This window comes from Actinoplanes rectilineatus, from assembly GCF_000962825.1.
Lineage (GTDB): Bacteria > Actinomycetota > Actinomycetes > Mycobacteriales > Micromonosporaceae > Actinoplanes > Actinoplanes rectilineatus.
In genome coordinates this window covers 20,415-45,648 of record NZ_JZKF01000074.1, presented here as the reverse complement: position 1 = coordinate 45,648, position 25,234 = coordinate 20,415, and the positions used below count along the sequence as shown (strand labels likewise).

The window sequence follows — 25,234 nt, the reverse complement described above, 5'->3', positions numbered from 1 at the left end:
TCCCGGAGCCGAGCCCGTCCGTCCGTCCTCAAAGCCGAACCCGGGGACGGAACCGAGCACCATCCCGGGACCTGAGCCCTCATCGCAACCCGGTTCGCAGCTCACCAACTCCAGCCGTAGCCCACGGCTACCTCCGGACCACATCTGAACCGTGGCCGACGGCTCGCTCTCCCCGCCGTCGGCCACGGTCGCCCCGCCCTCACAAAACAGTCGTATGCGACGGCTCCACACCTCCCTGCCGTCGGCCACGGCTGAATCCGAGCCGCTCAAGAGCCGTGTGCGACGGCTCCGGTCTCCTCAGCCGTCGCACACGGCTCCCTCACACCGCCCCAACAACCCTGAACGACGGCTGTCCCTCCCGAGCCGTCGCACACGGCTCGTTCGCGTTGCCCGGACAGCCGTGGACGACGGCTGGGTCTGCGGTGACGGATGATCCCGCGGGACGGGGCGAAGCGCGGACGGCGGCGTCACCACGTCGGGCCGGCTGACCGCAGCGCGCGTTCCACCACCGTGACATGGGTGTTGGTGGTGGCAGCCGCGCGGCGTACCAGAAAAGCGGTGTTGATCGGCGGGTCGGCCGGCTCGTCGAGCAGGATCAGCGCACCGGAGGCCAGGTCCGCCTCGCACAGGTAGCGGGGCAGCACCGACCAGCCCGCGCCCGCCACCACCGCCGCCCGCACCGCCCGCAGGTCGGGGATCACCAGGGCGGGGCGGCGGGTCAGGCGGCGCCCGAAGACGTGCCGCCAGTACCGGCGGACGATCGGCACGTCCTCGGCGTAGGCGATCAGCGGCGCCCGGTCCACGTCGAGCGCCGTGGACGCCACCAGCACGAACTCCTCGTCGGCGAGGGGTTCGGCGAGCAGGGTGCGCCCGCGCGGGCGGATCGCCGAGATCACCAGGTCGTACCGTCCCCGGGTCAGGCCGTCGAGGAGATCGTCGGCCAGTCCGCTGGTGACGCGCAGGCGCACGCCCTGGGTGATCAGGGGCGCGAGCGCGGGTACGACCCGCGCCGCCAACAGTTCGGCGGGCCCCGCCAGGTGCACCGGTTCCGGCGGGGTCTCCGCCGACGGGCCGGTCACCAGCGCCAGGTCGTCGAGGGGCCCGGCGATCCGGGCGGCCAGGTCGTCGGCGACGGTGGTGGGGCGCACGCCGCGGGCCATCCGCTGGAAGAGTTGGCGTCCCCAGCGCTGTTCGAGGGCCTGGATCTGGCCGGTGACGGTGGGCTGGGACAGGCCGAGCGCGCGGGCGCCCGCGGTGATCGACCCGGCCCGGTAGACCGCGAGAAAAGTCCGCAGCAGATCGAGGCTGCCATCGGGATTCTGATCGGTCACAGCGGGAATCCTATTGGGTGCCTGATGATCATCCGACCTAGCCTGAGGTCGGTAGACACCCGGAATCCGGTAGAGGAGTACCCACGATGGCCAAGATCCTGTTTGTGATGAGCGGCGCCGACCACTGGACGCTGAACGACGGCAGCAAGCACCCCACCGGATACTGGGCGGAGGAGTTCGCGGTGCCGTTCGAGAAGGTCACCGCGGCCGGGCACAGTGTCGAGGTGGCGACGCCGGGCGGGGTGGCCCCCACCGTCGACAAGGCGAGCCTCGACGGCGGGGACGCCCCGGTCGTACCGCCCGCGATCGACCTGGCGGGCGTGAACCTCGACGGTTACGACGCGGTCTTCTACCCCGGTGGGCACGGCCCGATGGAGGACCTGGCCGTCGACACCACCTCGGCGAAGCTGGTCGACCGGGCCCTGACCGACGGCAAGCCGCTCGCCCTGGTCTGCCACGGCGTCGCCGCCCTGCTCCCGGCCACCCCGGAGCTGATCGACGGCCGCCGGGTGACGGCGTTCAGCAACGAGGAGGAGACCGCGGCCGGGCTCGCCGCCAAGGCGCCGTGGCTGCTCGAGGACCGGCTGGTGGCGCTCGGTGCCGATTATGCCGCCGGGCCGGCCTGGCAGTCGCACGTGATCGCCGACGGCACGCTGATCACGGGGCAGAACCCGGGTTCGTCCGCGGCCGTCGCCGACGAGCTGCTGCTGGCCCTGCGCGCCTGAACCGGAGCGCCGCCGTCCCGCATGGAACGATGCAGGCGTGAGTTCCCCGTCCGCCGCCGGCCGCCCCCGTTCCGGCGCCCGGCGGCTGCCCTCCGCGAGCGCCCGTGAGGAGATCCTCGACGCGGCCGCCGAACTGTTCGCCCGGCACGGTTACGCCGCCACCTCGACCCGCATGATCGCCGAGATGGTCGGGGTGCGGCAGGCCTCGCTGTACTACCACTTCACCATGAAGGAGCAGATCCTCGCCGATCTCCTGGAGTCGACGGTCCGGCCGTCGCTGGAGTTCGCCGCGGCCCTGGAGAAGCGCGGTCTTCCCCCCGGTGAGGCGTTGCGGGAGCTGGTCGAATACGACGTCGGGGTGCTGCTCGGAGCCCGCTGGAACGTGGGTGTCCTCTACGCCCTGCCGGAGACGGCATCCGAGCCGTTCCACCGGTTCCGCGCCGAACGCGACCAGCTCCGCGGCGTGTACCGCACGCTCACCGCGCAGGCGACCACCCGGCCGCAGGGCGAGGCCGCGGTGCTCGGCGACCTCGTGTTCGGCCTGGTGGAGAGCGTGATCGGGATGCGCCGCGACCTGCCCGACCGGCCGGCCCCCGATCAGCTCCGGCTCAGCGTCGCGGCGGCGGCTCTGCGCATGATCTCTTGAGTACGCCGTGAGCACGCGCGACAGGCGACCGGGGTCAGGCCCCGTCCCACGCCTCGATCACGTCGACGATCTCCGGGAACGTCTCGACGGCCGCCGTCACGTGGATCGGGTCGAACTCGTCGAGCCGCCGCACTCCGCTCTGCAGGCAGGCGATGAACCGGATGCCCGCGCCACCGGCCGCCACCGCGTCCCCCGGCGAGTCCCCGACGTAGACGCAGTCCCCCGGCGCCAGCCCCGTCTCGGCGAGAAGCTCGTCGAACGCCCGCGGATCCGGTTTGCGGAACCGGCTGTTGCCCTGGTGATATGCCCCGGTGACCCGCCCGGCCAGCACGTGGTCCGCCGCCAGCAGGTGTTCGATCTCCACCTCGGTCCGCGAGCTCAGCAACATCACGGTCCGCCCGGCCAGGACGAACCGGTCCAGGGCCGCGAGGTTCTCCGGCGGGATCACGTCCAGCCGGCCGTCGGCGAGGTATTCCTGGTGGGCGATCGGGAACAGCGCGGCGAACCGGTCGAGGTCGAGCCCCGGCGACCGGTGCGGCATCGCGTCCAGCAGCACCTCGCCCCAGGTGCTCAGGTGCACGGCCCGCGACATGGGTGGCCGTCCCATCCGGGCGAGCACGTCGTTCTCCAGTGCGAACGAGGCGGCCTCGGTGAGACACAACGTGTCGTCCACATCCACGATCACAGCCTTGACCACGGCCGAAGCCTAGCCCCTGTCCGTCAGGCGGCAGGAGCGAGGCGCAGCCCGGCCGCCCCTGGACAGGGCTATTCGTCGACGGCGGTGTACCGGCCGAACTCCTCGTCGTCCTCGTCCTGCTCGTCGGAGATGTCGACCTCGACGCCCGGAAGCTCGTCGACCAACCGCTGGGCCAGTTCCGGCGAGACGAAGTGGTGGCTGACATCCAGGCGTTCCAGGTGGGTCAACGGCTGGCCCGCGAGCAGCGCCTCGACGCCCTCGTCCCCGAGGGTGCCCATCGACAGGTCGAGCACCGTGAGCTTGGCGACCACCGGCGCGGACGCCACCGCCGCGGCGACCTGGTCCTGGATCTCCGAGTTGCGCAGGCCCAGGTGTGTCAGGGCCGGGAACGGACGGCCGGACAGGATCGGCGCCAGGTCGTCGACGGTGGTCTCACCGCCGTACTCCGCGATGCCCAGCCACAGGTCCAGCTCCTCCAGGGCGGGCAGGTCGCAGGCGCCGACCGCCCGGACCACGGTGACCGGCAGGCCCCCGGACTGGAAGGACAGCTCCCGCAGGTTCTCGTGGCGCACCGGCGTCAGCACCAGGCCGTCCGAGCCGCGGACCCACAGACACTCGAGGCGGGGGAAGGCGGTCAGCAGCGGCGTGACGTCGACCTGTTTGATCCAGGAGATCTCGCACTCCTCGCTGGACATGTCCCCGGCGAAGACGGCCCGCAGGTTCGGCAACCGGTCCACGTTGTCGAGCAGCAGCCCGATCGGGAACCGCTCCTCCATCGCGCCGCCCCAGTTCCCGAAGATCAGCGCGGTGGGGCCGGCCGGGCCGGTCCGCTCCAGGATCTCGGCGAAGAGCTCCGGAATCCGGTCGGCCTCCCCGTAGCCGGCGCTGAACCGCCAGGCCACGGCGGCCGGATCGTCCGGGCCGTCACTGTCGTCCTCGACGTCCCGGACCGGCAGGCCCGCGAACGTCTCCAGGTCGTCGTCGATGTCCATCAGACCTCCTCGATCGGCGTGACGGTATCAGTGGTCACTCGCCGACCGTGGTGTAGGCCGCCGGGCTGGAAGGACAGCTCCCGCAGCGCCTCGAACTCGTCGCCGCCGTCGTAGTCATCCATGCTCGCTCGATCCCATTCTGGCGCTCGCCGCCACCGTCTCCTCGGTCTCGGTGCGGCGGCGGTCCTCGTACACCGCAAAAGCCTCTGCCGGATCGCCGTGCTCGCGCAGGGAAACGGCCAGGGCCACCGCGTCCTCGAGGGCCATCGACGCGCCCTGCGCGGCGGCCGGGACCGCCGCATGCGCGGCGTCACCGGCCAGGACCATCCGGTCGCCGTGCCAGCGCGGGGTGGTCGGAATGTCGTGGGAGTCGCTGCCGACCACACCGGTGCCGGCGGCGATCAGCGCGCGGGCCGGGGTGGCATCGTCGCCGCATTTCTCCAACGCCAGGTCACGCCACTGCTCCGGGCTCAGACCCGCGGCCGGTGCGGTCCCGCGCAGGCGCGCGAACCACCAGGTCCGGCCGTCGCCGGCGGGCACGGTGACCCCGAAGAAGGCCTGGCTGCCCCGGATCATGTGGTACGCGTTCTCGTCGAGCCCGGCCGGGTTGCCCGGGGTGTACCCGTAGACGACGTGCTGCCCGGAATATCGCGGCTCGGGCGCGTCCGGGTCGATCAGCCGGCGGGTCGGCGAGTGGATGCCGTCCGCCCCGACCAGCACGTCACCACGAACCCGGCTGCCGTCCGCGAACACGGCCTCCACCCCGTCGCCGTGCGAGGCTGCGGTGGTCAGACGTCTGCCGTGGTGCACCGGGATGCCCCGCTCGACCGCGAGCTCCTGCAACGCCCGGTAGAGCGCGGCTCGCGTGAGCGTGCGCGCCGGGCCCTCGATCGGCCGGTGCCCGAGCCGAGCGCCACTCTCGTCGAGCAGCGCCACCGCGTCCGCCGGAAACGACACCGCCGTCACGGCCTCGGTCGCGCCGATCTCCTCGAGCGCCGCCATCCCGTTGCGCATCACGGTGAGGAACGCCCCGGCATCCGCGCCACCGGACGTGTGCGCCTCGAACACCTCGGCACGGATCCCGGCCCGTTGCAGAGCGAGCGCCGTCGCGGTCCCCGCGACACCCCCACCCACAATGATCACTTCACGTACCGCCATGCGCGACACCCTAACCGCGACGTCCGACAATCTCGGCGATCCAGATCGGAGCGTAGGGTGAGGTGCAGCCCGGCGGTGTCGGATAGTCCTTGAGCACCCCGAGCCGCTCACCGATCGCCAGGGCCCGGTCGCGCTGCTCCGGATGCTCGATACCGATCTGGGCCAGGCAGTGGTTCATCGCCCACTGCAGACGCACCGGAGCACTCGCCATCTCCGCCTCGACGACGTCGAGAAGCACGGTCAGGTCGAGCCCGTCCGGCTTCTTGGCCACCCGGTCGACGGTCAGCGCCCAGCCGGCACTCGCCACCACCGGATCCGGGTCGGCGAGCCAGAGCACCCGCAGTTCCTCGACGTGCACACTCTTCTTCACCACGTAGTTCACCAGCCAGTCGTGCACCTTCGGCACCCGTGCCTGGCGCAGCATCGCGTCGAGCTCGTCCCGGCTGAACGCTTTCGGACGACTGATCAGGATCGCCAGCAGCCGGGCGGCGGTGTCGCCGGTCCGCCAGAGCTCCGCCGCGAGTTCCGGCCGCACCTTCAGCCGTTTGGCCACCGCCCGCAGTCTCGTCAGGTTGACGCCGTGATCGTCACCGTGCCGCTCGTTGACCGCGCGCACCTTCGGATCCTCGAGAGCGGCCAGCTCAGCCAGCACTTCCCCGACCGTCTCCCCCATGACAACCATCGTCCGAGGGTACGCGCAAAGCACAGTCCCGAGGCCCCCGAGCACCACGGGTCCGCTACGTCGAATCATGGATCGCCCAAGGCGCACAGGTGGTGCGACTCGACATCTCGACCTGCGAAAGAGTTGCGGTCACGAGCCCTCACACCGGTCAGCTCAACGCCGTGCCTGCCGGGGGACCGCAGGCACCCGCGGGGCCGAGGGACCGCGTTACCTGCCCGCCTGTGCCGTGTCGCCCGGTTACGATCGAATAGTCGACGAGGTCGAGAGAAGTATGGCCCATGTGAACTGCTTGCCGGAGTTCAATCCGAGGACCGGGCTCCTCCCACCGGGTCGATATGCGGCCTCCCTGGATGACCTGCATGCAAGGTTGGTGCTGTCCACCGATTCCACGACGCGACGGGAAATCTGGAAAGAATGGGATGCTCATCGCACGATACTGGGAGCCCTGACAGGGGAGATCACTCGCATGTGGGTCGGCGGTAGCTTCGTCAGTGAGGAGCCGGAGCCCAGCGATGTGGACGTGACTTACCTGCTGCCGGCGGAGGCATTCGACCGCCTGGATGCGGCGACGGTGACCGACCTCGACGATTTGACGCTACGTGGCTGGTGCGTGGCCCGCGGCATGCGGGTCGATTCTTACCTGGTCCGGCTTCCCGAGCACCGGCCGGTGTCGCAGATGATCACCAGCATGATGAGTCAGTCTGATGCCGCCTCGTACCGGGACATCGGACTCTACGACGAGGTCTGGCAACGGGTAAAACCTACCGCCGTGACCGAAACGCCGGGCCTGCTTCGCCGGGGATATGTGGAGGTGCTGCTGTGACACCGATGGCCCCGGTCCCGGAATCACCCGACCGGAATTCCGCTCATGAGTGGATGAGGCAGATGCGGGAGGCGGCTCCGCACGAGGTTCGAAAGTCGGCAACCACCCCGGAAGAGCTCGCCGAGGTTCAACGCAACCGGCTGCTGCAGACCGCGCACGAAGATTCGCGGTACGGCGGCAGGAGGCGAATCGAGGTCGCCCTCACGGGGGACGCGACATCCGATCATCTTGTCCCGGTCTCGACACTGGGCCCTTTCCTCACCAACCTTCAAGAGTCGATATCCGCTGTGGCACAGGCGCTCGCAGGCCGCCCGACGAATTCCGCCGCCATCCCTCGCGAGATTCGCGAGGCCACCGCGCTCAGCGCCGTAGCAACATTCCCCTCCTCCTTCGGCGTGGCAATGTACGGCCCCTCCACCGGCCCGGAGAAGAGCGGTCTGCTCGCAGCTTGGGTCGACGAATTTCGGACGATCCTCGATGAGGCGGTGGAGCGGGTTCTGAACATCGCCGATCTCTCCGAGGGTGCCGGCATGTCCGATGAACTGTTGGCTGAACAGCTCGCCCCCCTCGGGCCTCGATCGATGAAACATATCGGCGCTCTGACCGCGGGGCTCCATGGTTCCGGAGCCGGCATGCGGATCACCTGGTTCGTTCCGGGCAGAGAGGCCAGGCGTAGCAACTGGAGTGTTTCCGGAGTTCAACGGGTTCGATACCTGTGCGAGCACAGCGAATTCGCAGAAGCGGAGAGAGTAACCGTGGCGGGACTGCTCGGATCGGCCAGCGCGTTCCGCGGTAAAGTCGAGATCAGAACCGATGGAGGCGAGATCATCCAGGCAAGCACCGCCGAAGAAATAACAAACCGGCTTGACCGGCATTTCAACAAACGAGTCGAAGCCGACATCGAGACAACCAGGGTGAGGTTCTCTGGCGGCCGGGAACGGACGATCAGTCACATCATCGAACTGCGTAACGTTTAACCTCGATTCGCCAGAAGGTTTTGAACCACGCTCGCCCGATTCGATGTGACCGCTATGTCCACTGCTGCTGCGATAAGTGACCTGACGATGACACCCAGCTCCCCAGCTCACTCGCCGACGGCTGTGTAGCGTCCCCCGGCCTGCTCCTCGTCCTGCGCGTCCGACACGTCCACGACGACGCCGGGAAGCTCGGCGACCAGGCGCTCGGACAGCACCGGCGCCAGGTCGTCGAGGATGGTGTCGCCGTCGAACTCCTCGGAGCCCAGCCACAGCTCCAGCCGCTCCAGGGCGCCCAGGTCGCTGGACACGAACGCCCGGACCACCTCAGCCGGCAGCCCGCAGGACTGGATCACCAGCTCCCGCAGCCGCCCGTGCCGGACCGGTGTCAGCCACCGCTCGGTCGACCCCCGGAACCCGAGGTGTTCCAGCTCGGAGGACGTCTCCAGCAGCGGCGTCACGTCGGTCATCCGCAGCCACGAGATCTCACAAGCCTCGCTGCTGACGTCCCAGACGAACAGCCCCCGCCGATGCGGCATCAACCTGGCGTTCTCCAGCAGCAACCCGACGGGAAACAGCTCGCCTTGGACAACGCCCCAGTCACCGATGACCAGCGCACGGGGCCCGGCCGCCCCGCATCGCTCCAGCGTGGCCCGAAGCTGCTCGGCCAGCGCGCCCGGACCACTGTCCGCACCGGGCAACCGCCACGCGAAGCCGGCCGGATCACGCCCTGTGCTGTCATCCCAGTCCAGGACCGGAAGCCCTGCGAAAGACCGCAACTCCCCCCGACGATCCGCTGTGGCCCTCCCCGATCGCCGTCAGCGCCGCGACGCTAACAGCCGGTCGGCATCAGCTCCGCAGGGAGGGCGAACTCCGCCGGCCCGGCGTCACGCCGGAACACCGTGAGCTCCTCCCCCGCGAGAGACGGGTTGACCACGAATTTCCCTGAAAGCTAGGCACCTTTCGCAGTCAGGGTCTGCCTCTGTGGTGATTTCGGGCGTCCAGCGCGCCCGTATTCACCACACCCACCAGGGGTGTGGTGACTTGTGGCGTCCAGCGCGCCCGTACTCAACACGCCCCCACGGGTGTGGTGACTTGTGGCGTCCAGCGCGCCCGAAATCACCACGCCCCCACGGGTGTGGTGAATTGGGGCGTCCAGCGCGCCCGAAATCACCACGCGGATGGGCCTCGCACTCTGACCACGACACGTGTCTAGCGGGCGGTGAACGGGTGTGTCAGGCGGGAGGCGATCTTCGCCAGGCGGAAGAAGCGGACGAGCCGTTTCGGCGGGCCGTCCACGAACATCATGGTCAACCCGCGGTGTGAGGCCTCCGCCGCTTTGGCGCCGCGGGCGAACATCCTCTTCTGGTACGCCGTGACGGCCGCAACCGGGTCGTCGTGGTTCAGGAGTTCGCGGGCCAGGTCGGCCCCGTCGATGAGGGCCAGGTTGGCGCCCTCGCCGGCGAACGGGGACATCAGGTGCGCGGCGTCGCCGATCAGGGTCACGCCGGGGACGGTGTCCCAGCGCAGCCCGGTCGGCAGGGCGTGGATCAGGCGGGGCGCGCTGATCTCGTCGGCGTCGCGGATCAGCCGGGTCAGTGCGGGTGACCAGTCGGCGAGTTCGCGGAGCAGGCCGCGCCGGGCGTCGTCGATGTCGGACCAGTCGACGCCGCTGGTGGCGGCCCAGTCCTGCGGCACCCGGAAGCCGCAGCCGAGGGACAGGGTGTCGCCGCCGTGGCCTCCGATGTACCGGTGGTCGGAGAGCGCGAACAGGCTGCCCCGGCCGACGAGGGCGAGGGCTTCGGGGTGACGGCGGGCCGCGTCGGTGAGGGTGAACTCGACCAGGGTGATGCCGGTGTAGGCGGGTTTCGCCGGGGTGACCAGGGGCCGGACCCGGGACCACGCGCCGTCCGCCCCGATGATCAGGTCGGCGTGCACGGTGTCACCGCCGGCGAGGTCGAGCCGGCCGGGGTGGGCGGCGACGACCTTGGCACCCCAGCGGATGGTGCCGGGGGCGAGCGCGTCGATGAGGAGTTGCCGCAGGTCGGTGCGGGCGATCTCGGGGCGGCCGTCGCCGCCGTCGGCTTCGGGCATGTCGACGAGGACGGTGGCGTTCTTGTCGAGCACCCGGGAGGCTTCGCCGCCGATGTGGATGCGGGCGCGGAATTCGTCGATCAGGCCGGCTTCGCGGAGGGCGACCTGGCCGGTGCCGGTGTGGATGTCGAGGGATCCGCCCTGTCTGCGGGCGTCGGCGGACGGGTCGGCCTCGTAGACGGTGACCGTCCGGCCGTGGCGTTGCAGGATCCGGGCGCAGATCAGGCCGCTGAGTCCGGCCCCGACGATGGCGATCGATGGTGTGGAAGTCATGCCGGGAACGGTATTCGTCACGAACACTGTTCGTCAAGGACAGCGTTCGTTTGACGAACAGTGTTCGTGACGGCTACGGTTCCGGACATGGCACCTCGTGATCCGTTCCGTGCTCCCGAGGTGGCCAGCCGCCGCAACCGGCCGGCCAAGCCGCCGTTGAGCCGCGACGCGATCGTCGAGGAGGCGCTGCGCCAGGTCACCGCGGACGACGGCGCCGCGATGAGCCTGCGCAAGGTCGCGGCCGCGCTCGACACCGGCCCCGCTTCGCTGTATGCGTACGTGCACGACCTGACCGAACTGCAGGCCCTGGTCCTCGACCGGGCGCTCGCCGACGTGACGACCGGCGAGCCCGGCATGCCGTGGCGTGAGCGGCTGGACCTGATCCTGCGCTCCTACGTGCAGACCCTCGCCGCGAGCCCGGCCCTGGCCCGGCTGGCCTTCGGCGCGACCGCGGTCGGGCCGCACGCGCTGCGCGTCAACGAGGCCGTCCTCGAGGTGCTGGCCGACGCGGGCGTCGACGAGCAGAACGCGGCCTGGTCGATCGCGTTGCTGACCACGTTCGTCACCGCGGTCGCCGCCGAACACGCCGGTGGCGACCATCCGGCCGAACCCGGTGGCCCGGTCGCCCAGGCCCTGGACCGGGTCTCCCCCGCCGAGCATCCGCGGGTGCACGCCGCCCGGACACTCATCCTCTCCGGCACCGGCGAGGAACGTTTCACCTGGTCGGCGGAGGTGCTGATCCAGGGAATCCTGGCACACGGAACGGCCGGGACACCCCCACGAGGTGCCCCGGCCGCGTCGTGACGACGAGGGTCAGCTGACCGCTACGTCGAAGATGTGCATGATGCCCTTGTCGGTGCTCTGCGGCAGGGTCACCGACGCGACCGTCTTCGCCGCGTCGAGGGCCGCCGGCTGCGAGGCGAAGATCCGGAACGTGCCGGTTCCGGCCGTACCGTTGACGTTGTTGCGGCCGGAGAGGGTGACCGCCGCGGTCTCGCCGGTGGCCGGGCCGGCCGCCCAGTCGCTCAGCGTGAGCGGCACGTCCTGGGTGCTGCCGTCGGTGTAGGTGACCACCGCGGTGCCGGTCGCCGGGCCGTTGGTCGACAGCCCGAGGAACGACAACGAGCCACCCTGAGACGAGGCAGAAACAGTGACCTTCTGGCCGTGCGGGAGCCAGTTGTCCGGCTTGCCCGGCGCGGCGTCCGGCCAGGTGAACGCGGTGCCGGGCACGGTCGCGCCGGGGGTGACGCCGGCCGCGGCCAGCGACGTGCGCGACAGCGACCAGTCGCTGAGGTCCAGCGAACCCAGGTTGCCCTGGCCGTCGGGGGTGGTGCCGGCGTTGTTGCGGGCGTCCGAGCCGTCGGTGTAGGACGGCGGGACGTCGGCGGCGCCGGTGCCCCAGGTGCCGGCGGTGGACTTCATGGTGAAGTCGAGCGTGCCGCCCTCGGTCAGGAACGTGCTGTCGATCCAGGAGGCGGTCTGCGCCTTGCCGTTGACGCGCAGTCCGTCGACGTAGCGGGCGCCGGTGGACGTACCCGCTGCATTGATCTTGATTTTCCTGGATGGCGTGTTATAAGGATTAACGGTGATTTTGTCGAACATCGGGCCGCTGATCATGAGGTCACCCGTGCCGTAGACAGCGGGATAAAGACCGATGTTGGCGAAGACGTACCAGGCGCTCAGCGCACCCTGATCGTCGTTGCCGGGCAGACCCGACGGGGTGGTGTCATACATCTCGGAGACTGCGCGGTAGAGGACGTCGGTGCCCTTCGCCGGCGCCCGCAGCCAGTTGTAGACCCACGGCGTACCGAAAGCCGGCTGGTTGGACAGGTAGTTGCCGGTCTGGGTGTACGCCCCGGCGTCCAGCCGCTCCATCAGCGTGTCCAGCGCCGCGGTCGACGCCGCGACGCCGCCCCGGGCCGTGATCAGCGTCGACAGGTTGTGCGGGACGAGCCAGCCGTACTGGTGACCGGTCGACTGGTTGAACTGTCCCCGCCCGGCCGAGTCCTCCCGGACCCGCAGGTCGAAGCCACGGTCGAACCCGCTGCGCGACCGCGGCATGATGTGCCTCGACACCGGGTCGAACACGTTCATCCAGTTCTGCGAGCGCCCCGCGAAGTAGTCGTAGGCCTCGGTGTCGCCCAGACGAGCGGCCAGCTGCGCGATGGCGAAGTCGTCGATCGCGTATTCGAGGACCCGGGACGTCGCGAAGTCGCCCTTGGCGTTCTCGATCAGGCCGGTCGAGAAGTACTGGTAGCCGTCCGACCGGCTGGTCTTCGTGGCCGGCAGCGTCTGGGTGGCCTTCATCGACGCGAGCGCCGCCGCCCGGTCGTAGTCGGTCGCACCCATGTCGTCCAGCGTCGCCAGGATGACCTGGTAGTTGTCGCCCTGCATGCGGGCCGCGCCCGGCGCCCAGCTGCCCCTCTGCTGGGTCAGTGCCACGATCGAGCGGTTGATGTCGTTCGCGACCTGCGGAAACGTCAGCGCCAGCAACTGCACCTGGCTGCGGTACGCGTCCCAGCCCGACCCGGCGAAGTTGATGTTCTTGTAGAAGTGGCGGCCCTTCGCGACGACGTGCACCTGGTCGTCGAAGCCCAGGTACTGGCCGTTCACGTCCTCGCGCACGTTCGGGTGCAGGAAGGAGTGGTAGAGCGCGGTGTAGAACTTGGTCCGCTGCTCGGTGGTCCCGCCGTCGGCGTCGACCGTGCCGAGGGCGTCCTTCCACAGCTTCCTGGCGTCGTGCTTGACGTCGTTGAAGCCGTCCGTGCCGACCTCGGTGTCCCGGTTGAGGGCGGCGTTCGCGACGCTGATGTAGCTGAAACCGGTCTTCGCGACGACCTTGGCACCCTGCTGGAAGGTGATCCAGGCGCCGGTGTCGTGCCGATAGTCCACGCCGGTGTCGGTGGTGCTCTTGACCGCGTGCGCGGAGTCGGCGGTCATCTCCTCGTCGGTCCAGGTGCCGAACGACGCGAACGCGTGGTCGTAGGTCGTCGAGAAGTAGGCCTTGTACAGGTTGCCGACGTCGCAGACGTCGGTGCCGTACATCCACCCGGAGACCGTCCGCGTCGCCGGGTCGATCGTCACCTCACTGCCGAAGGTGCGGTTGTTCGGGCCGGACACGTCCAGGATCAACGTCGAGTCCCCGCTCTTCGGGAAATCGAACCGGCTGACCGCGGTGCGGGCGGTGGCGGTCAGTTCCGCCTCGACGCCGTTGTCCAGCCTCACACCGTAGTAGCCGGGCTGCGACGCTTCGTTGGCGTGGCTGAACGGCAGGTAGTAGTTCTTGATCGTCGACGCCGGGCTGGACGGCAGCACGCCGCCGGTCAGTTCACCCGCGTACGGGATCGTCGGGAATTCGTACCCGCCGAACCGGCCGGTGCAGCCGGTCCCGGAGTGGCGGGTCATGCCGAATCCGCGGATCAGCGAGGCGGTGTACTCGTACCCGCCCTTCTGCCCGACGTTGGCGTTCCCCTCCGCCCAGGTCGTCGGGCTCGGCTGGACCATGCCGAACGGCACCGCCGCGCCGGGATACGTGTTCCCGTAGGCGTCGTTGCTCTTGTTCTGCGTGGTGTCCAGCTCGGTACCGATGAACTGATTGACGGCGTCGAACGCCGAGATCTCCGAGGGCGCCGCGTACGCCGCCGTCGGGATCAGGGGCACCAGGACCGCGGCCGCCACGAGGGCTTTCCGCAGGGTGCGCCCAGATTTCCAGCCAGGCATGTGTTTCCTTCACAGGTATCGACGAGTTTCGTCGGCGCCACTGTCGTCGCCGCACCTCGTCCTAACACGACGATCACCTGACGAGAAGGAAACTTAAAGATCAACTTCCGGTGCCGAACAGCCCCAGAAGATTCCACCTGCGCTTCTTCGAGGGTACGGGCTGCTCCCCTTTCAGAAGCAGATCGAGCACTTCCCGGGCGGTCGGCCGGGCCGCCGGGTCCTTGACGAGCGACCGCTCGACCAGGGGCCGCAGCCAGTCGGGCAGACCCCCTAGATCCGGCGCCCCGCTGAGGATGCGCATCGCGATCGCCGCCGCCGACTCCGCCGCGAACGGGGTCCGGCCGGTGGCAGCGAACGTCACCACCGCACCCCAGGCGAACACATCGGCGGGCGCGCTGACCGCCCCCACCCCGGACGGGTCGAAACGTTCCGGCGCCATGTACGTGATCGTGCCGACCATCCGGTCCGGCTTGGTGTGCCGGCTGGTCACCTCGAACGCCTGGGCGATCCCGAAGTCGATCACCTTGACGCCGTCCGCGGCGATCAGCACGTTGTCCGGCTTCAGATCACGGTGGATCACCCCGGCGCCGTGGATCGCGGTCAGCGCGGTGGCGATGCCGACCGCGGTCCGGTGCAGGGCCGCCCCGGAGAGCGGGCCCTGCTCGCGGATCAGGGCGGCCAGGCTGGGGCCGTCCACGTACTCCACGACCAGGTAGGGCGGGTCGTGGTCGGGGTCCGCGTCGATCACCTCGGCGGTGGCGAACGGCGGCACCTGCCGGGACCGGACCACCTCGCTGCGGAACCGGCCGCGGAACTCGGCCTCGTCCATGTGCTCCGGCCGGGCCACCTTGATCGCGACCTGGCGGCCGTCCGGCGACCGCCCGAGGTAGACCGAGCCCATACCCCCGTCGCCGAGACGGCCGAGAAGCTGGTAGTGGCCGAGTGTGGTCCGGTCGTCCGGCCGCAGCGGCTTGATCATTGTCGACGTCTCTCCCGCCACTGTCCTTTGGCGACGGGGAGCCTACTAGATGTTGATCTCAGTTCGCCGGGGTGTCACCGGGCCTGTCGACGATGCCGGACCGGTTGCGGACGACCAGCCGGAACACGTCGCCGGCCTTGATCCGGCGGGTACCGTCGTCGCCCCGGCTGACGTGGTCCTTCACCGCCACCATGCGGTCGCCGATCAGGGCGTACGTCCGCGGGTCGAAGAGTAGATCCTTCTTCAGGTAGCCCTCGACGGTCCAGGTCAGCGCGATCGCCGGACGGCCGTCCAGGTTGACCGCCTTCGGGTTCTCGGTGACGCCGGGCTGCCGGGCCAGCCAGCGGAAGATCGCCGCCTCCACGTCCGGCGGCAGCACCTCCCGGGTCAGCAGCCCGTCCACGTCGATGCCGACGAGCTTGTCCGGGTCGTCGAGCCACGCCTGGAACTTCTCCGGCGTGGTCAGGGCGGCCAGGTCGCCGTACGGGACGGTGAACCAGAACTGCTCCTTCGACCGGGTGATCGAGGTGAGCTTCTCGCCGTCGGTCCGGTTGGCGACGACATCACCGTCGACGCGGTTCCAGACCTCCTTGCGGACCACCTCGGTCTTGCCGTCGACCAGTGGACCGTTCGGCGACGCGTCGAGCACCGACCGGACGTTCTGCGTCGCGATCGTCTCCACGTAGGCGAACTGCTCCGGCCGCGGCGTCACCCACGGCCGCCGGGAGGCCGTCCACGCCGCGTTCTCCAGCACCTGCGCGGCGCTGGCCGGCTGGGCGAACGGCAACGCGGCCACGATCGGCCGGTCGACGCCCTCCAGGGTGACCGGGCCGGCGTTCTCCAGCGCCACCACACCGACCGTGGCGGCCGCGGCCGACACCACCGCCGCGGTGATCCGCAGGGCCCAGCGCGGCCGGCGGCGGACCGGGGCCGGACCGCTGATCCGGTCCAGCAGGGCCGCGCGGGCCCGGTCCTGAGCCGCCGCCGACGGCGCCTCGTCCGGCCCGAACGCGTCGTGCAGCACGTCGATCTCGTTCATTCCGCTTCCCCTCTCCCCAGTGCCGTCCGCATCGCCTGCCGGGCCCGGTGCAACCGCGACCGGACCGTGCCCGCCGGAACCTCGAGTGCCGCCGCCACCTCCGGCTGACTCAGCCCGGCCCACGCCACCAGCAGCAGCGCGTCCCGGTCCGGGCCGGAGAGCCGGGCCAGCGCGGTGGCGAGCCGCCCCCGCTCGGTCGCCGCGTCCAGCCGCCCGGCGATCACGTCGTCGTAGCCGTCGACGGTGTCGTCCGGCACCAGCCTCGACAGCGCCCGGTAACGCCGCGACTCGGCCCGCCCCTGCCGGGCGATCAGGTTGGAGGCGATCCCGTACAGCCAGGGGGCCGCGTCGGGGCGGGACATGTCGTAACCGGCGATCCGGCTGAACGCCACCAGGAACGTCTCCGACGCCACGTCCTCGGCCACGTCACGGCCGAGGCGCCGGGCCGCGTACGCGAAGATCCGCCCGTAGTGCCTGTCGAACAACTCCGCGAACCGTTCCGGCACCCGGTGCGCGGCGGCGATCAGTTCCGCGTCGGTGCACCTGCCGGTACCCACATCCACGTCTGTCTCCATCGGCGTTCACCGTCCTCTCGCCCCCTCTTCGCCGCAAACCCGGAAAGTGTTCGCGGCGTTTACGATCACCCGATGACTCCGGAGGACGGGACGCTGAGCGTGACCGAGCTTCACGCGTACCGTCTCCTCGTGCGCCTGGGCCGGGCCGGCGTGACCGACCTGGCCGTGCACGGAGGCATGCCGCACGGCGAAGCCGAGGTGGCGCTGGCGTCGCTGCGCGCCCGGGGCCTGGCCGGCGGGATCGGTCCGGTGCTGCATCCGCTGCCCCCGGACGTCGCTCTCGGTGACGCGCTGCTGCGGCGCCAGCAGGATCTGGAGAACGCCCGGCAGACCGTGGCCGCGCTGAGCGAGGACTACCGGGCGCACGCCCGCCGCCGCGACCCCGAGCAGCTGGTGGAGCTGGTCGTCGGGGCCGGCCCGCTGCGGCAGCGGCTGCGCGAGATGCAGGAGAACGCGCACACCGAGATCCTCTGGTTCTGCCGTGCCAACCCGCTGGCCATGGCCGGGACCGACAACGACGAGGAGGGCACGGCGCTGGCCCGTGGCGTGCGATACCGGGCGATCTACGAGCGGGAGCTGCTCGACAAGCCGGGCGAGCTGGAGAGCATCCTCGCGTCGGTGCGGGCCGGCGAACAGGCGCGGACGCTTCCCGCCCTGCCGGTGCGGCTGGCGGTCGCCGACCGGGAGCTGGCGATCTGCCCGCTGGTGCCGGACGAGGCCCGCGGCCTGGGTGAGCCGACGGCGGCGCTGATCCGGTCGAGCGAGCTGCTGGACGCGCTGGTGGCGCTCTTCGAGAGTTACTGGGAGCGGGCGACGCCACTGGGCGCGGACGGTCCCGCCACCGTCGACACGCTGCTGCTGTCGCTGGTCGTGGCCGGGATGCCGGACAAGTCCATCGCCACCCATCTGGGGGTCAGCAAGCGGACCGTGCAGCGCCGGATCGACCGGTTGATGGATCAGGCCGGGGTGGACTCGCGGACCGGCCTGTCCTTCCAGGCGGCCCGCCGGGGATGGCTCGCCTAGGGATTCCTCCATTGACACCTGTCGATTGTTGATGCGAGGGTTTCGGCACCACGATCCACTTTGTTGTGAAGGGACCCTTCATGCGCCTTCAACGGGCACTCGTCGCCCTGGCCGCCGCCGCCGTCGCCGTCCTGGGCACGACCGTTCCGGCCCAGGCCGCCACCCCCGCGGCCCTCGACGCGGTCACGCTGGCCAACACCATCGCGCTGAGCAACTGCTCGGCCTCGCTGGTCCGCTTCCCCACCTCGGTCAGCACCGACAGCGCGATGATGCTCACCAACGGGCACTGCTACGAGGGCGGCTTCATCGACGACGGCGTCGTCATCCAGAACCGGGCCAGCACCCGCTCCGGCACCCTGCTGAACAGCGCCGGCAACGCGCTGGGCACGGTCCGGGCCAACCGTGTGCTGTACGCGACGATGACCGGCACCGACGTCACCCTCTACCGGCTGAACACCACGTTCGCCGCGCTGTCCAGCTCGTACGGCGCCACCCCGCTGACCATCTCCGCCGCGCACCCGGCCGCCGGCACGTCGATCGCCATTCCGTCCGGCTACTGGCGCGAGATCTGGAACTGCTCGATCGACGGTTTCGTCACCGCCCTCCGCGAGGACGAGTGGACCTGGACGGACTCGATCCGCTACGACGCGGACTGCGACACCATCGGCGGCACCTCCGGATCCCCGATCGTCAGCGAGGCCACCGGCCAGCTGATCGGCATCAACAACACCGGCAACGAGGACGGCGACACCTGCACCCTGAACAACCCGTGCGAGGTCGACGCGTCCGGCAACGTCACGGTCCTGAAGGGCCGCAGCTACGGCCAGGAGACGTACTGGTTCACCACGTGCGTCAGCTCCACCCGCACCATCGACCTGACGATCTCCGGCTGCCTGCTCACCAAGCCGTGACCCGCGTCGCCGACGGCAGCCGGAACGTAGGTTCCGGCTGCCGTCGGCGACGCCCTCAGGACTGCTGAGCCTGCGTCAGCGACTGCCGGAACTCCAGGGCCTCGGGAACCTCCTGGTACTGCAGGAGGTTCCCCGCCAGTTCCGCCAGCAGCGACTTCGCCTCGGCCGGTGTCGCATAGAAGAACTCCCGCCGGTAGTTGACCCGGTTGACCCGTTTGTCCGCCAGCCGCGCGTGCATGGCGGATTCGATCCCCACCGCGTCCTCCGAGAAGAACAACGCGTGGACGTCGAAATTGAACGGGACCGACGCATCACTCAGCTCCTTCACCCGGTCCATCGGGTCGAGACGCCGGGTCAGCCCCACCTTGATCATCGCATCGCCGAAAGCGCCGATGTTCGAGATGACATACACATACCCGGCACGGATGTTCGCCGCCCGGTAGTCGACGTCATGGATCGCCGTTTCGATCTGAGCGAGCCGCTCCCGCAACTGCCCGGCACCCTCGGCATCGCCTTTGGCGTTCAGAGCCTCCAGCGCATTGAGGTAGTGCGCCCGTTCCTTGTCGAGGCGGGCGCGTTCCCTCTCGATCTCCTGCTGGACCTTTCGTTCCTCCCGCAGACGGGCCTTCTCCTCGCGCTCGCGTTCCTTCTCCTCAGCGACCTTCTGCACGTAGTCGGCGGTGATCTGCAGTTCCTCGATCCGCAGCCGGTGATACGCGTCGTCGATGCGGATGTCCATCGTCTTCCCCAGCCGGGCGATCGTCGCCGCGACCTTTCCCAGCCTCTCCACGGCCGAGTCCAGCCTGTACGGCTTCAGCCCGCGAACCAGGTTGTCGGCCTCCGCGTTGTAGGCACGAAGCATCAACTTCGAGTAGTCCCGAATCATGGTCCGCCCCTGTGCCGCCGACCCGTTGACGGTCCAACCGCTCGCCGACCGGACCGCACCTCCGTCGGCCTTCGCCATCGTCTTGATCCGGTCCTGCACCCTGGCCAGGGCAGCCTGGTAGGCCACAGCGTCGGACAGCGGGTGCCGGTACTCGTAGACGCCGGCCTCTTGGAGCAGCGCCGTCTCCTCGGTGACGACCACCTGCCGGCGAACCTGTACCAGCCGGGTAGCAGTCTCCGACTCCTGCCGGGCCAGGTCACTCAGACGCGATTGCGCCCGAGCCACCTGTTCAGCAAGGTCCTTCCTGCCGCGGGCCACCTCGTCAGCGGTCTCCCGGCGCACCCGTTCGCGGTACTGCTCGAGTTCCACCGCCGACCAGACGCCGAGGCGCTGCATCTCCGCCCGGAGCGTGGTGAGTTCCGTCGTCAGCCGCTCGACCTCACCCGCCAGTTCCCGGGCCGTCCCCCTCGCCCCGAAGAACCCGACACCACCATCCGTGGAGACGGTCGCCGGCGTGATCTGCGGTGGCACCGAGACCACTGGCGGCGGGAAAGGCGGAAGTACCGGCGCAACGGGCGCGTCCGGCACCCAGAACTGCCAGCCGTCGGGAGCCGGGCCCCAGGACGGATCGGGCACCCACCCGTCATGAGGCACCCACCCCTCAGGGGGCGCCGGCCAATGCGGTGGGGTCCTGAAACGAAGCGCCATGGCTCAATCTCTCGACGGTCGGGCAGATATCAGACCGTAACAAGATCGAAGGCCGCCGCTTATCATGCTTTTGGATGCCCACCCACCATCCAAGTGGTAAGTCGACAAAGGACTTATGGCGATTGCCGTGTCGGCGAGAAAGCCACTCCCCATGCTCCACATAATGACGCACGACATTGCGGTTGACTCGGTTCTTCAACGTCATCCGGACGACAAGAAGCGGTCCCGAGCACGACGGATCGGCGCCAAGACGTTGCCCGCGCGGCCGGATCCGGTCGCGCGGGCTCTCGTTTCAGCGGGTCAGCAGTACAGGTTGTCGCCGGCCGGGACGCCGAGGACGGCGGTGAAGCGCAGGTACGCGTCGACCCGCATCTGCACCGTCTCCGGGTTGCCGCCGTTGCACTCCTGCACGCCGTTGATGGTCCGGATGGTCTCGCCGAAGCCGGCGCCGGTGACCATCGTGTCGTGGCCGGTCATGCTGCCCGCGCCGGACGAGGTCATCCAGAACCAGAGGCCGGTCATCCAGGACACCGCGGAGTCGGTCTGCACCAGCCACGGGTTGTTCAGCAGGTCGACGCCGAGCGCGTCACCGGCCGCCTTGTAGTTGTAGTTCCAGGACAGCTGGATCGGGCCGCGCCCGTAGTACGAGTCGTTCCCGGCCGGGCACCCGTAGGGCTGTCCCCAGTCGCAGTAGTTCGGGTAGTTGGCGGTGTTCAGCTCGACGATGTACTGCAGGGCGCCGGTCTCGTGGTTCACGTTCGCCAGGAACGCCGCCGCTTCCTGCCGGCGGGTCGTGTCACTGCCGGTGTTGGTGAAGCCGGGGTACGCGCTCATCGCCGTGACCAGTCCGCTGTAGCTGTAGAAGCTGTTCCGGTTCGGGAACATCTGGTTGAACTGCTCCTCGGTGACCACGAAGCCGCCCGGAGTGTCACCGCCGGTGGCCGGGGCGTTCCACTTCTGGTTGGCGCCGCCCGAACACTCCCAGATCTGCAGCTTGGCGCCGTCGGCGAGGTTGTTGCCGGTGATGTCGAGGCACTTGTTCGCGGCGAGGTTGACCAGGTCGTGACTGGTGGAGTTGTACGCCCACTTCTGGGTGGCAACGGTGTCGTAGCAGTCCCACAGGTGCACCACGGCGCCGTTGGCGGTGTTGTTCTCCGCCAGGTCGAGACACTTGCCGCGCCCCTGCACCTGGCCGCTGTCGGTCAGGGTCCAGCTCTGGTTGGCGTTTCCGGTGCTGCAGGACCACATCTGTGGCTGGTTGCCGTTGGCGGTGCTGCCGTCGGTGACGTCCAGACACTTGCCGTTCGCGAAACTGGTGATGGTGCCGCTGCTCGCGGCCGCCGACGCGGCCTGGCCGGTGAACGCGGTCAGGCCGGCGGTCGCGGCCATGACCAGGACCAGGATTCCTTGAAGTCGCATGCGGAACAGTGGAATAGGCGGCTGTCGACATCGTGTTGACGACTCGTCGACGTCGCCCATCAATCGTTCGTCGACAATTCGTCGTCCTCGGATCGGTGTACTGGGGACATGTCCATCTCCCACCCGCGCCATCCTCTGCGCCGGTCCCGCCTGCTCGCGGCCGGAGTCATCGCCCTGGTCGTGGCCGGTCTCGCCGTCACCGGTGCGACCCAGGCCCTGGCCGCCGCCAGCGGCACCATCGTCAGCTCGGCGAACGGCAAGTGCCTCGACGTGACCGAGGGCGGCACCGCCAACGGCAACCAGCCACAGATGTGGTCGTGCACCACCGGCAACACCAACCAGGTCTGGACCCTGGCCGACAACGGCCAGGTGAAAGGCCTCGGTAAATGCCTCGACCTGGCGGAGAACGACACCGCCGACGCCGCGGTGGTGCACCTGTGGGACTGCTACGACAGCGTCGCCACCCAGCGCTGGGCGTACAACGCCGACACGCACGACCTGGTGAGCCTCGCCGCGAACAAGTGTCTCGACATCAAGGACGGCAACCTCGCCGACGGGGCGAAACTGCAGATCTGGGAGTGCTCCGGCGGCGCCAACCAGAAGTGGACCTTCACCGGTGGCTCGACGACACCGACCACACCGCCGAGCAGCGTGCCGGACAACCCGAACAACCCGGACCTCGGCCCGAACGTGACCGTCTTCGACCCGTCGATGCCCGCGGCGACGATCCAGAACAAGCTGAACACGGTGTTCGACGCCCAGGTCGACAACCAGTTCGGTGACGCCCGGTACGCGCTGCTGTTCAAGCCGGGCAGCTACGACGCGGACGTCAACGTCGGCTTCTTCACCCAGGTCGCCGGCCTCGGCCTCACCCCCGACCAGGTCGACATCAACGGCCACGTGCACGTCGAGGCCGACTGGTGGCCGGACGGCTCGCAGAACGCCACCCAGAACTTCTGGCGGTCCGCGGAGGGCCTGTCCGTCACCCCGCCCGACGGGCAGGACCGGTGGGCCGTGTCGCAGGCCGCCCCGTACCGCCGGATGCACGTCCGCGGCAACCTGGCACTGTCCGACGGCGGCTGGTCCTCCGGCGGTTTCATCGCCGACTCCCAGGTCGACGGCCAGATCCAGGCCGGCTCGCAGCAGCAGTTCCTCACCCGCAACTCGTCGATGACCAGCTGGAGCGGCACGAACTGGAACCACGTCTTCGTGGGCAGCCCGGGCGCCCCGGCCCAGCAGTTCGACGACAACGCCCGCTACACCACGGTCGGCACGACGCCGCTGGTCGCCGAGAAGCCCTACCTGTACGTCGACGGCGACGGCGCCTACCAGGTGTTCGTCCCGGCGCTGCGCACCGGCACGTCCGGTGTCAGCTGGGCGAACGGCGCCCCGGCCGGCACCTCCCTGCCGATCAGCACGTTCTACGTGGTGAAGCCCGGTGACACCGCGGCGACCATCAACGCCGCCCTGGCCGCCGGGAAGAACCTGCTGGTCACCCCGGGCGTCTACCACCTCGACCAGACCCTGAACGTGACCCGCGCCGACACCGTGATCCTCGGCCTGGGCCTGGCCACGTTCATGCCCGACGGCGGCGTCGACGCCATGCACATCGCCGACGTCGACGGCGTCAAGCTCGCCGGGGTGCTCTTCGACGCCGGCACCACCACCTCGAACACCCTGCTGCAGGTGGGCCCGGCCGGTTCGGCGGCCGACCACGCCGCCGACCCCACCGTGCTGTCCGACGTGTTCGTCCGGGTCGGCGGCTCGGTCGCCGGACGGGCCACGGTCAGCGTGCAGGTCAACAGCGACGACGTGATCGGCGACCACGCCTGGATCTGGCGCGCCGACCACGGCAACGACCAGACCGTCGGCTGGGACGTGAACACCGCCCGCAACGGTCTGATCGTCGAGGGCGACGACGTCACCTTCTACGGCCTGTTCGTCGAGCACTACCAGGAATACCAGACGATCTGGAACGGCAACCGCGGCCGGACCTACTTCTACCAGAACGAGATGCCGTACGACCCGTACCACCAGGGCGTCTACATGAACGGCACGACGCAGGGCTGGGCGGCGTACAAGGTCGGCGCCGCGGTCACCAGCCACGAGGCGTGGGGCCTGGGCAGCTACTGCTTCTTCAGCACCGACCCGTCGGTGGTCAACGCCCGGGCCTTCGAAACCCCGGTGACCAGCGGCGTCCGGTTCCACGACATGATCACCGTCTCGCTCGGCGGTGTCGGCACGATCGCCCACGTCATCAACGACACCGGCGACGCGGCCCGCAGCGGCCACACCGAATCACCGCTGGTGAGTTTCCCGTAGTCCGACGAGGTCACGCGGGGGTCCGCCGCCCATCCGGGCGGCCGGCCCCCGCGGCCGTCCACTCGCCGAGGAACGCGCCCCGCAGGCCGCCGCTCGCCCTCCGGACCGCGGCGTCGATGCCGGCCACGTGCGGCGCCGGGTCGGCGACCGGCTCACGGCCGAGGTCGGTGATGAAGGCGGCGGCAACACCCAGGACGATGCCGGACGGGAACAGGTCTCTCCACCATCGGCGATGTCGATGCGGCTCGTCGCGAGACGAAGGAGGCGGCGCCCGGTGAAACCGGGACGCGGGGATCGACGGGGACCACTAAACTGGGCTCCTCCGAACGCGGGGTGAGCGGGGCGGTGAGGCCAGGTGGCAGACAACGGGGACCCGCCTCAGGACGGTGACGGCGGGCAACAGGTCACAGGCGGGGTGCGGCGGTGGGAGGGCGCCCTGCGGCGTTTGGAAGGGTGGCCCGGGCTCACCGCTCTGGTGGCGCTGGCCAGTTTCGCGGCTCTGGTTGTCGGGGTGTTGGCGGCCGTGCCCGACTGGCGGGAGATGCTCGCCGGTGCGCCCGCGGCCACGAATGTGCCGGTGCCCACGACGGCCGCGCCCACCTCCGCGGCCGCGACTGTCTCCGCGGGCTCCGATGTGAACGCCATCGACCTGGTCGCGCGGGACCCGGAACGCACTGATCCGAACGACAAGTTCTCGGCGTACGAGCCGCCGCCTGTGGAGTTCACCGTGCACAACCGGGGCACGCGGCGGTCGGTGATCACTCGGGTCGGGGTCACGGTGGAGGATTCCATGGTCCTTCGGCAGTGCGCCTCGCAAGGGGAGCCGCTGGCCGTGTCGGCGAGCTACGACGTGGTGCTGCCGCTGGAGCCCGCGGACGGCACCGAGCTGGAGGTTCCGGTCGGTCAGCAGCAGGGGCCGGACGAGGCGGACCGGTTCGCGCTGCGGTTCGGCACACCGGCCCGGGAGTCACCCACCGTCATCCACATCTATCGGTTGCGGTTCGCGCTGCTGACCGACGGGTCGGAGAAGCGGCTCGCGGCGGGGACCGGGATCGTCGCGGTTCCGTTCGCCCCGCTGGACGGGGACGGCTACTTCTGGAGTGACATCTACCAGGGCATCGATATGACGATGGCCGGGGTGAACGAGGACATCGCGTGCATGAAGGAGAACAGCGCGGCCATCGAGCGGCTGCTGGACGGTGACGTGGCGCTGTCCCCGCTTCTCTCCGCGGTCAAGGCGAACCTGCGCACGTAGTG

At 69.7% G+C, this 25,234-nt stretch carries 23 protein-coding genes; 9 read left to right on the top strand and 14 right to left on the bottom strand.

Translation table 11 applies throughout. The features are described from left to right. Positions 1-467: 467 nt before the first annotated feature. Positions 468-1,331, bottom strand: a complete 864-nt coding sequence (locus tag WH85_RS36015) for a LysR family transcriptional regulator (RefSeq protein WP_045746587.1) — start codon at positions 1,329-1,331, stop codon at positions 468-470. An 86-nt stretch (positions 1,332-1,417) separates the two neighbouring features. Between WH85_RS36015 and WH85_RS36010 the strand changes: the two genes are divergently transcribed. Both WH85_RS36010 and WH85_RS36005 read left to right on the top strand, forming a co-directional pair. Then, positions 1,418-2,056 (top strand): type 1 glutamine amidotransferase domain-containing protein, encoded by a 639-nt coding sequence (locus WH85_RS36010; RefSeq protein ID WP_045746586.1) that lies wholly within the window; start codon positions 1,418-1,420, stop codon positions 2,054-2,056. Between the two features lie 37 nt (positions 2,057-2,093). Further along, positions 2,094-2,702 carry a TetR/AcrR family transcriptional regulator gene (locus WH85_RS36005; protein WP_052721042.1) on the top strand — a complete coding sequence of 203 codons (609 nt, stop codon included), beginning with the start codon at positions 2,094-2,096 and terminating at the stop codon, positions 2,700-2,702. A 34-nt stretch (positions 2,703-2,736) separates the two neighbouring features. Here WH85_RS36005 and WH85_RS36000 read toward each other — a convergent pair whose 3' ends face one another. From WH85_RS36000 to WH85_RS35985, 5 genes are all read right to left on the bottom strand, one after another. After that, positions 2,737-3,399, bottom strand: coding sequence for an HAD family hydrolase (locus WH85_RS36000; protein ID WP_245674232.1), 663 nt, complete (start codon positions 3,397-3,399; stop codon positions 2,737-2,739). Positions 3,400-3,467: 68 nt separating this feature from the next. Then, complete coding sequence (locus WH85_RS35995; RefSeq protein ID WP_045746585.1) at positions 3,468-4,391, bottom strand: STM4015 family protein; 924 nt, start codon at positions 4,389-4,391, stop codon at positions 3,468-3,470. Then, positions 4,391-4,513, bottom strand: coding sequence for a hypothetical protein (locus tag WH85_RS53875; RefSeq protein ID WP_281179121.1), 123 nt, complete (start codon positions 4,511-4,513; stop codon positions 4,391-4,393). The genes WH85_RS35995 and WH85_RS53875 overlap by 1 nt, the downstream gene beginning before the upstream one ends. After that, positions 4,506-5,549, bottom strand: coding sequence for an FAD-dependent monooxygenase (locus WH85_RS35990; protein ID WP_045746594.1), 1,044 nt, complete (start codon positions 5,547-5,549; stop codon positions 4,506-4,508). The genes WH85_RS53875 and WH85_RS35990 overlap by 8 nt, the downstream gene beginning before the upstream one ends. 10 nt (positions 5,550-5,559) lie before the next feature. Continuing rightward, the gene (locus WH85_RS35985; RefSeq protein ID WP_245674231.1) at positions 5,560-6,231 is read right to left on the bottom strand and encodes a DNA alkylation repair protein; all 672 of its coding nucleotides are present in this window, start codon (positions 6,229-6,231) and stop codon (positions 5,560-5,562) included. Between WH85_RS35985 and WH85_RS54225 the strand changes: the two genes are divergently transcribed. Together WH85_RS54225 and WH85_RS35975 are read left to right on the top strand one after the other, a co-directional pair. Then, positions 6,221-7,054, top strand: a complete 834-nt coding sequence (locus tag WH85_RS54225) for a DUF6932 family protein (protein ID WP_425394684.1) — start codon at positions 6,221-6,223, stop codon at positions 7,052-7,054. The genes WH85_RS35985 and WH85_RS54225 overlap by 11 nt on opposite strands. A gap of 53 nt (positions 7,055-7,107) precedes the next feature. Continuing rightward, positions 7,108-8,031, top strand: a complete 924-nt coding sequence (locus WH85_RS35975; RefSeq protein ID WP_211275553.1) for a hypothetical protein — start codon at positions 7,108-7,110, stop codon at positions 8,029-8,031. Positions 8,032-8,138: 107 nt separating this feature from the next. Here the strand turns inward: WH85_RS35975 and WH85_RS35970 are convergent, their stop codons facing one another. Continuing rightward, positions 8,139-8,807 (bottom strand): hypothetical protein, encoded by a 669-nt coding sequence (locus WH85_RS35970; RefSeq protein WP_083449509.1) that lies wholly within the window; start codon positions 8,805-8,807, stop codon positions 8,139-8,141. A 433-nt stretch (positions 8,808-9,240) separates the two neighbouring features. Next, positions 9,241-10,395, bottom strand: a complete 1,155-nt coding sequence (locus WH85_RS35965) for an FAD-dependent oxidoreductase (protein ID WP_045746582.1) — start codon at positions 10,393-10,395, stop codon at positions 9,241-9,243. A gap of 87 nt (positions 10,396-10,482) precedes the next feature. Here WH85_RS35965 and WH85_RS35960 point away from each other — a divergent pair, with 87 nt between their 5' ends. Next, entirely contained in the window at positions 10,483-11,199 is a 717-nt protein-coding gene (locus WH85_RS35960) for a TetR/AcrR family transcriptional regulator (RefSeq protein ID WP_045746581.1), read from the top strand. Between the two features lie 9 nt (positions 11,200-11,208). Here the strand turns inward: WH85_RS35960 and WH85_RS35955 are convergent, their stop codons facing one another. The 4 genes from WH85_RS35955 to WH85_RS35940 all read right to left on the bottom strand — a co-directional run bounded on the left by WH85_RS35955 (position 11,209) and on the right by WH85_RS35940 (position 16,696). Further along, positions 11,209-14,115, bottom strand: coding sequence for a GH92 family glycosyl hydrolase (locus WH85_RS35955; protein WP_045746580.1), 2,907 nt, complete (start codon positions 14,113-14,115; stop codon positions 11,209-11,211). 100 nt (positions 14,116-14,215) lie between these two features. Then, positions 14,216-15,094, bottom strand: coding sequence for a protein kinase domain-containing protein (locus WH85_RS35950; RefSeq protein ID WP_083449508.1), 879 nt, complete (start codon positions 15,092-15,094; stop codon positions 14,216-14,218). Between the two features lie 58 nt (positions 15,095-15,152). Further along, positions 15,153-16,133: a CU044_5270 family protein gene (locus tag WH85_RS35945; RefSeq protein ID WP_045746579.1), complete on the bottom strand. Its 981-nt coding sequence runs from the start codon at positions 16,131-16,133 to the stop codon at positions 15,153-15,155. Beyond that, positions 16,130-16,696: an RNA polymerase sigma factor gene (locus tag WH85_RS35940; protein ID WP_245674230.1), complete on the bottom strand. Its 567-nt coding sequence runs from the start codon at positions 16,694-16,696 to the stop codon at positions 16,130-16,132. Before WH85_RS35940 ends, WH85_RS35945 begins: the two co-directional genes overlap by 4 nt. 84 nt (positions 16,697-16,780) lie before the next feature. On the opposite strand from WH85_RS35940, the gene WH85_RS35935 reads away from it, so the two are divergent. Both WH85_RS35935 and WH85_RS35930 read left to right on the top strand, forming a co-directional pair. After that, positions 16,781-17,731 (top strand): helix-turn-helix domain-containing protein, encoded by a 951-nt coding sequence (locus WH85_RS35935; RefSeq protein ID WP_045746577.1) that lies wholly within the window; start codon positions 16,781-16,783, stop codon positions 17,729-17,731. Between the two features lie 80 nt (positions 17,732-17,811). Further along, the gene (locus tag WH85_RS35930) at positions 17,812-18,642 is read left to right on the top strand and encodes a S1 family peptidase (protein ID WP_045746576.1); all 831 of its coding nucleotides are present in this window, start codon (positions 17,812-17,814) and stop codon (positions 18,640-18,642) included. A 55-nt stretch (positions 18,643-18,697) separates the two neighbouring features. Here the strand turns inward: WH85_RS35930 and WH85_RS35925 are convergent, their stop codons facing one another. Together WH85_RS35925 and WH85_RS35920 are read right to left on the bottom strand one after the other, a co-directional pair. Further along, positions 18,698-20,059: an SNIPE associated domain-containing protein gene (locus WH85_RS35925; protein ID WP_245674229.1), complete on the bottom strand. Its 1,362-nt coding sequence runs from the start codon at positions 20,057-20,059 to the stop codon at positions 18,698-18,700. Positions 20,060-20,536: 477 nt separating this feature from the next. After that, on the bottom strand, positions 20,537-21,655 hold the full coding sequence (locus WH85_RS35920; RefSeq protein ID WP_052721039.1) for a glycoside hydrolase family 19 protein: 1,119 nt from the start codon (positions 21,653-21,655) through the stop codon (positions 20,537-20,539). A gap of 108 nt (positions 21,656-21,763) precedes the next feature. Between WH85_RS35920 and WH85_RS35915 the strand changes: the two genes are divergently transcribed. Next, positions 21,764-23,977, top strand: coding sequence for an RICIN domain-containing protein (locus tag WH85_RS35915; RefSeq protein ID WP_083449506.1), 2,214 nt, complete (start codon positions 21,764-21,766; stop codon positions 23,975-23,977). A 355-nt stretch (positions 23,978-24,332) separates the two neighbouring features. After that, positions 24,333-25,232: a hypothetical protein gene (locus WH85_RS35910; RefSeq protein WP_045746574.1), complete on the top strand. Its 900-nt coding sequence runs from the start codon at positions 24,333-24,335 to the stop codon at positions 25,230-25,232. Positions 25,233-25,234 lie beyond the last annotated feature (2 nt).

Excerpts from the sequence above, each read along its gene's own strand:
- WH85_RS35915 (WP_083449506.1), top strand. The coding sequence starts at position 21,764 with ATGTCCATCTCCCACCCGCGCCATCCTCTGCGCCGGTCCCGCCTGCTC.
- WH85_RS35955 (WP_045746580.1), bottom strand. The coding sequence starts at position 14,115 with ATGCCTGGCTGGAAATCTGGGCGCACCCTGCGGAAAGCCCTCGTGGCG.
- WH85_RS35920 (WP_052721039.1), bottom strand. The coding sequence starts at position 21,655 with ATGCGACTTCAAGGAATCCTGGTCCTGGTCATGGCCGCGACCGCCGGC.
- WH85_RS36010 (WP_045746586.1), top strand. The coding sequence starts at position 1,418 with ATGGCCAAGATCCTGTTTGTGATGAGCGGCGCCGACCACTGGACGCTG.
- WH85_RS35930 (WP_045746576.1), top strand. The coding sequence starts at position 17,812 with ATGCGCCTTCAACGGGCACTCGTCGCCCTGGCCGCCGCCGCCGTCGCC.
- WH85_RS35975 (WP_211275553.1), top strand. The coding sequence starts at position 7,108 with ATGAGGCAGATGCGGGAGGCGGCTCCGCACGAGGTTCGAAAGTCGGCA.
- WH85_RS54225 (WP_425394684.1), top strand. The coding sequence starts at position 6,221 with ATGACAACCATCGTCCGAGGGTACGCGCAAAGCACAGTCCCGAGGCCC.
- WH85_RS35945 (WP_045746579.1), bottom strand. The coding sequence starts at position 16,133 with ATGAACGAGATCGACGTGCTGCACGACGCGTTCGGGCCGGACGAGGCG.
- WH85_RS53875 (WP_281179121.1), bottom strand. The coding sequence starts at position 4,513 with ATGGATGACTACGACGGCGGCGACGAGTTCGAGGCGCTGCGGGAGCTG.
- WH85_RS35935 (WP_045746577.1), top strand. The coding sequence starts at position 16,781 with ATGACTCCGGAGGACGGGACGCTGAGCGTGACCGAGCTTCACGCGTAC.
- WH85_RS35950 (WP_083449508.1), bottom strand. The coding sequence starts at position 15,094 with ATGATCAAGCCGCTGCGGCCGGACGACCGGACCACACTCGGCCACTAC.
- WH85_RS35995 (WP_045746585.1), bottom strand. The coding sequence starts at position 4,391 with ATGGACATCGACGACGACCTGGAGACGTTCGCGGGCCTGCCGGTCCGG.
- WH85_RS35965 (WP_045746582.1), bottom strand. The coding sequence starts at position 10,395 with ATGACTTCCACACCATCGATCGCCATCGTCGGGGCCGGACTCAGCGGC.
- WH85_RS35990 (WP_045746594.1), bottom strand. The coding sequence starts at position 5,549 with ATGGCGGTACGTGAAGTGATCATTGTGGGTGGGGGTGTCGCGGGGACC.
- WH85_RS35985 (WP_245674231.1), bottom strand. The coding sequence starts at position 6,231 with ATGGTTGTCATGGGGGAGACGGTCGGGGAAGTGCTGGCTGAGCTGGCC.
- WH85_RS35960 (WP_045746581.1), top strand. The coding sequence starts at position 10,483 with ATGGCACCTCGTGATCCGTTCCGTGCTCCCGAGGTGGCCAGCCGCCGC.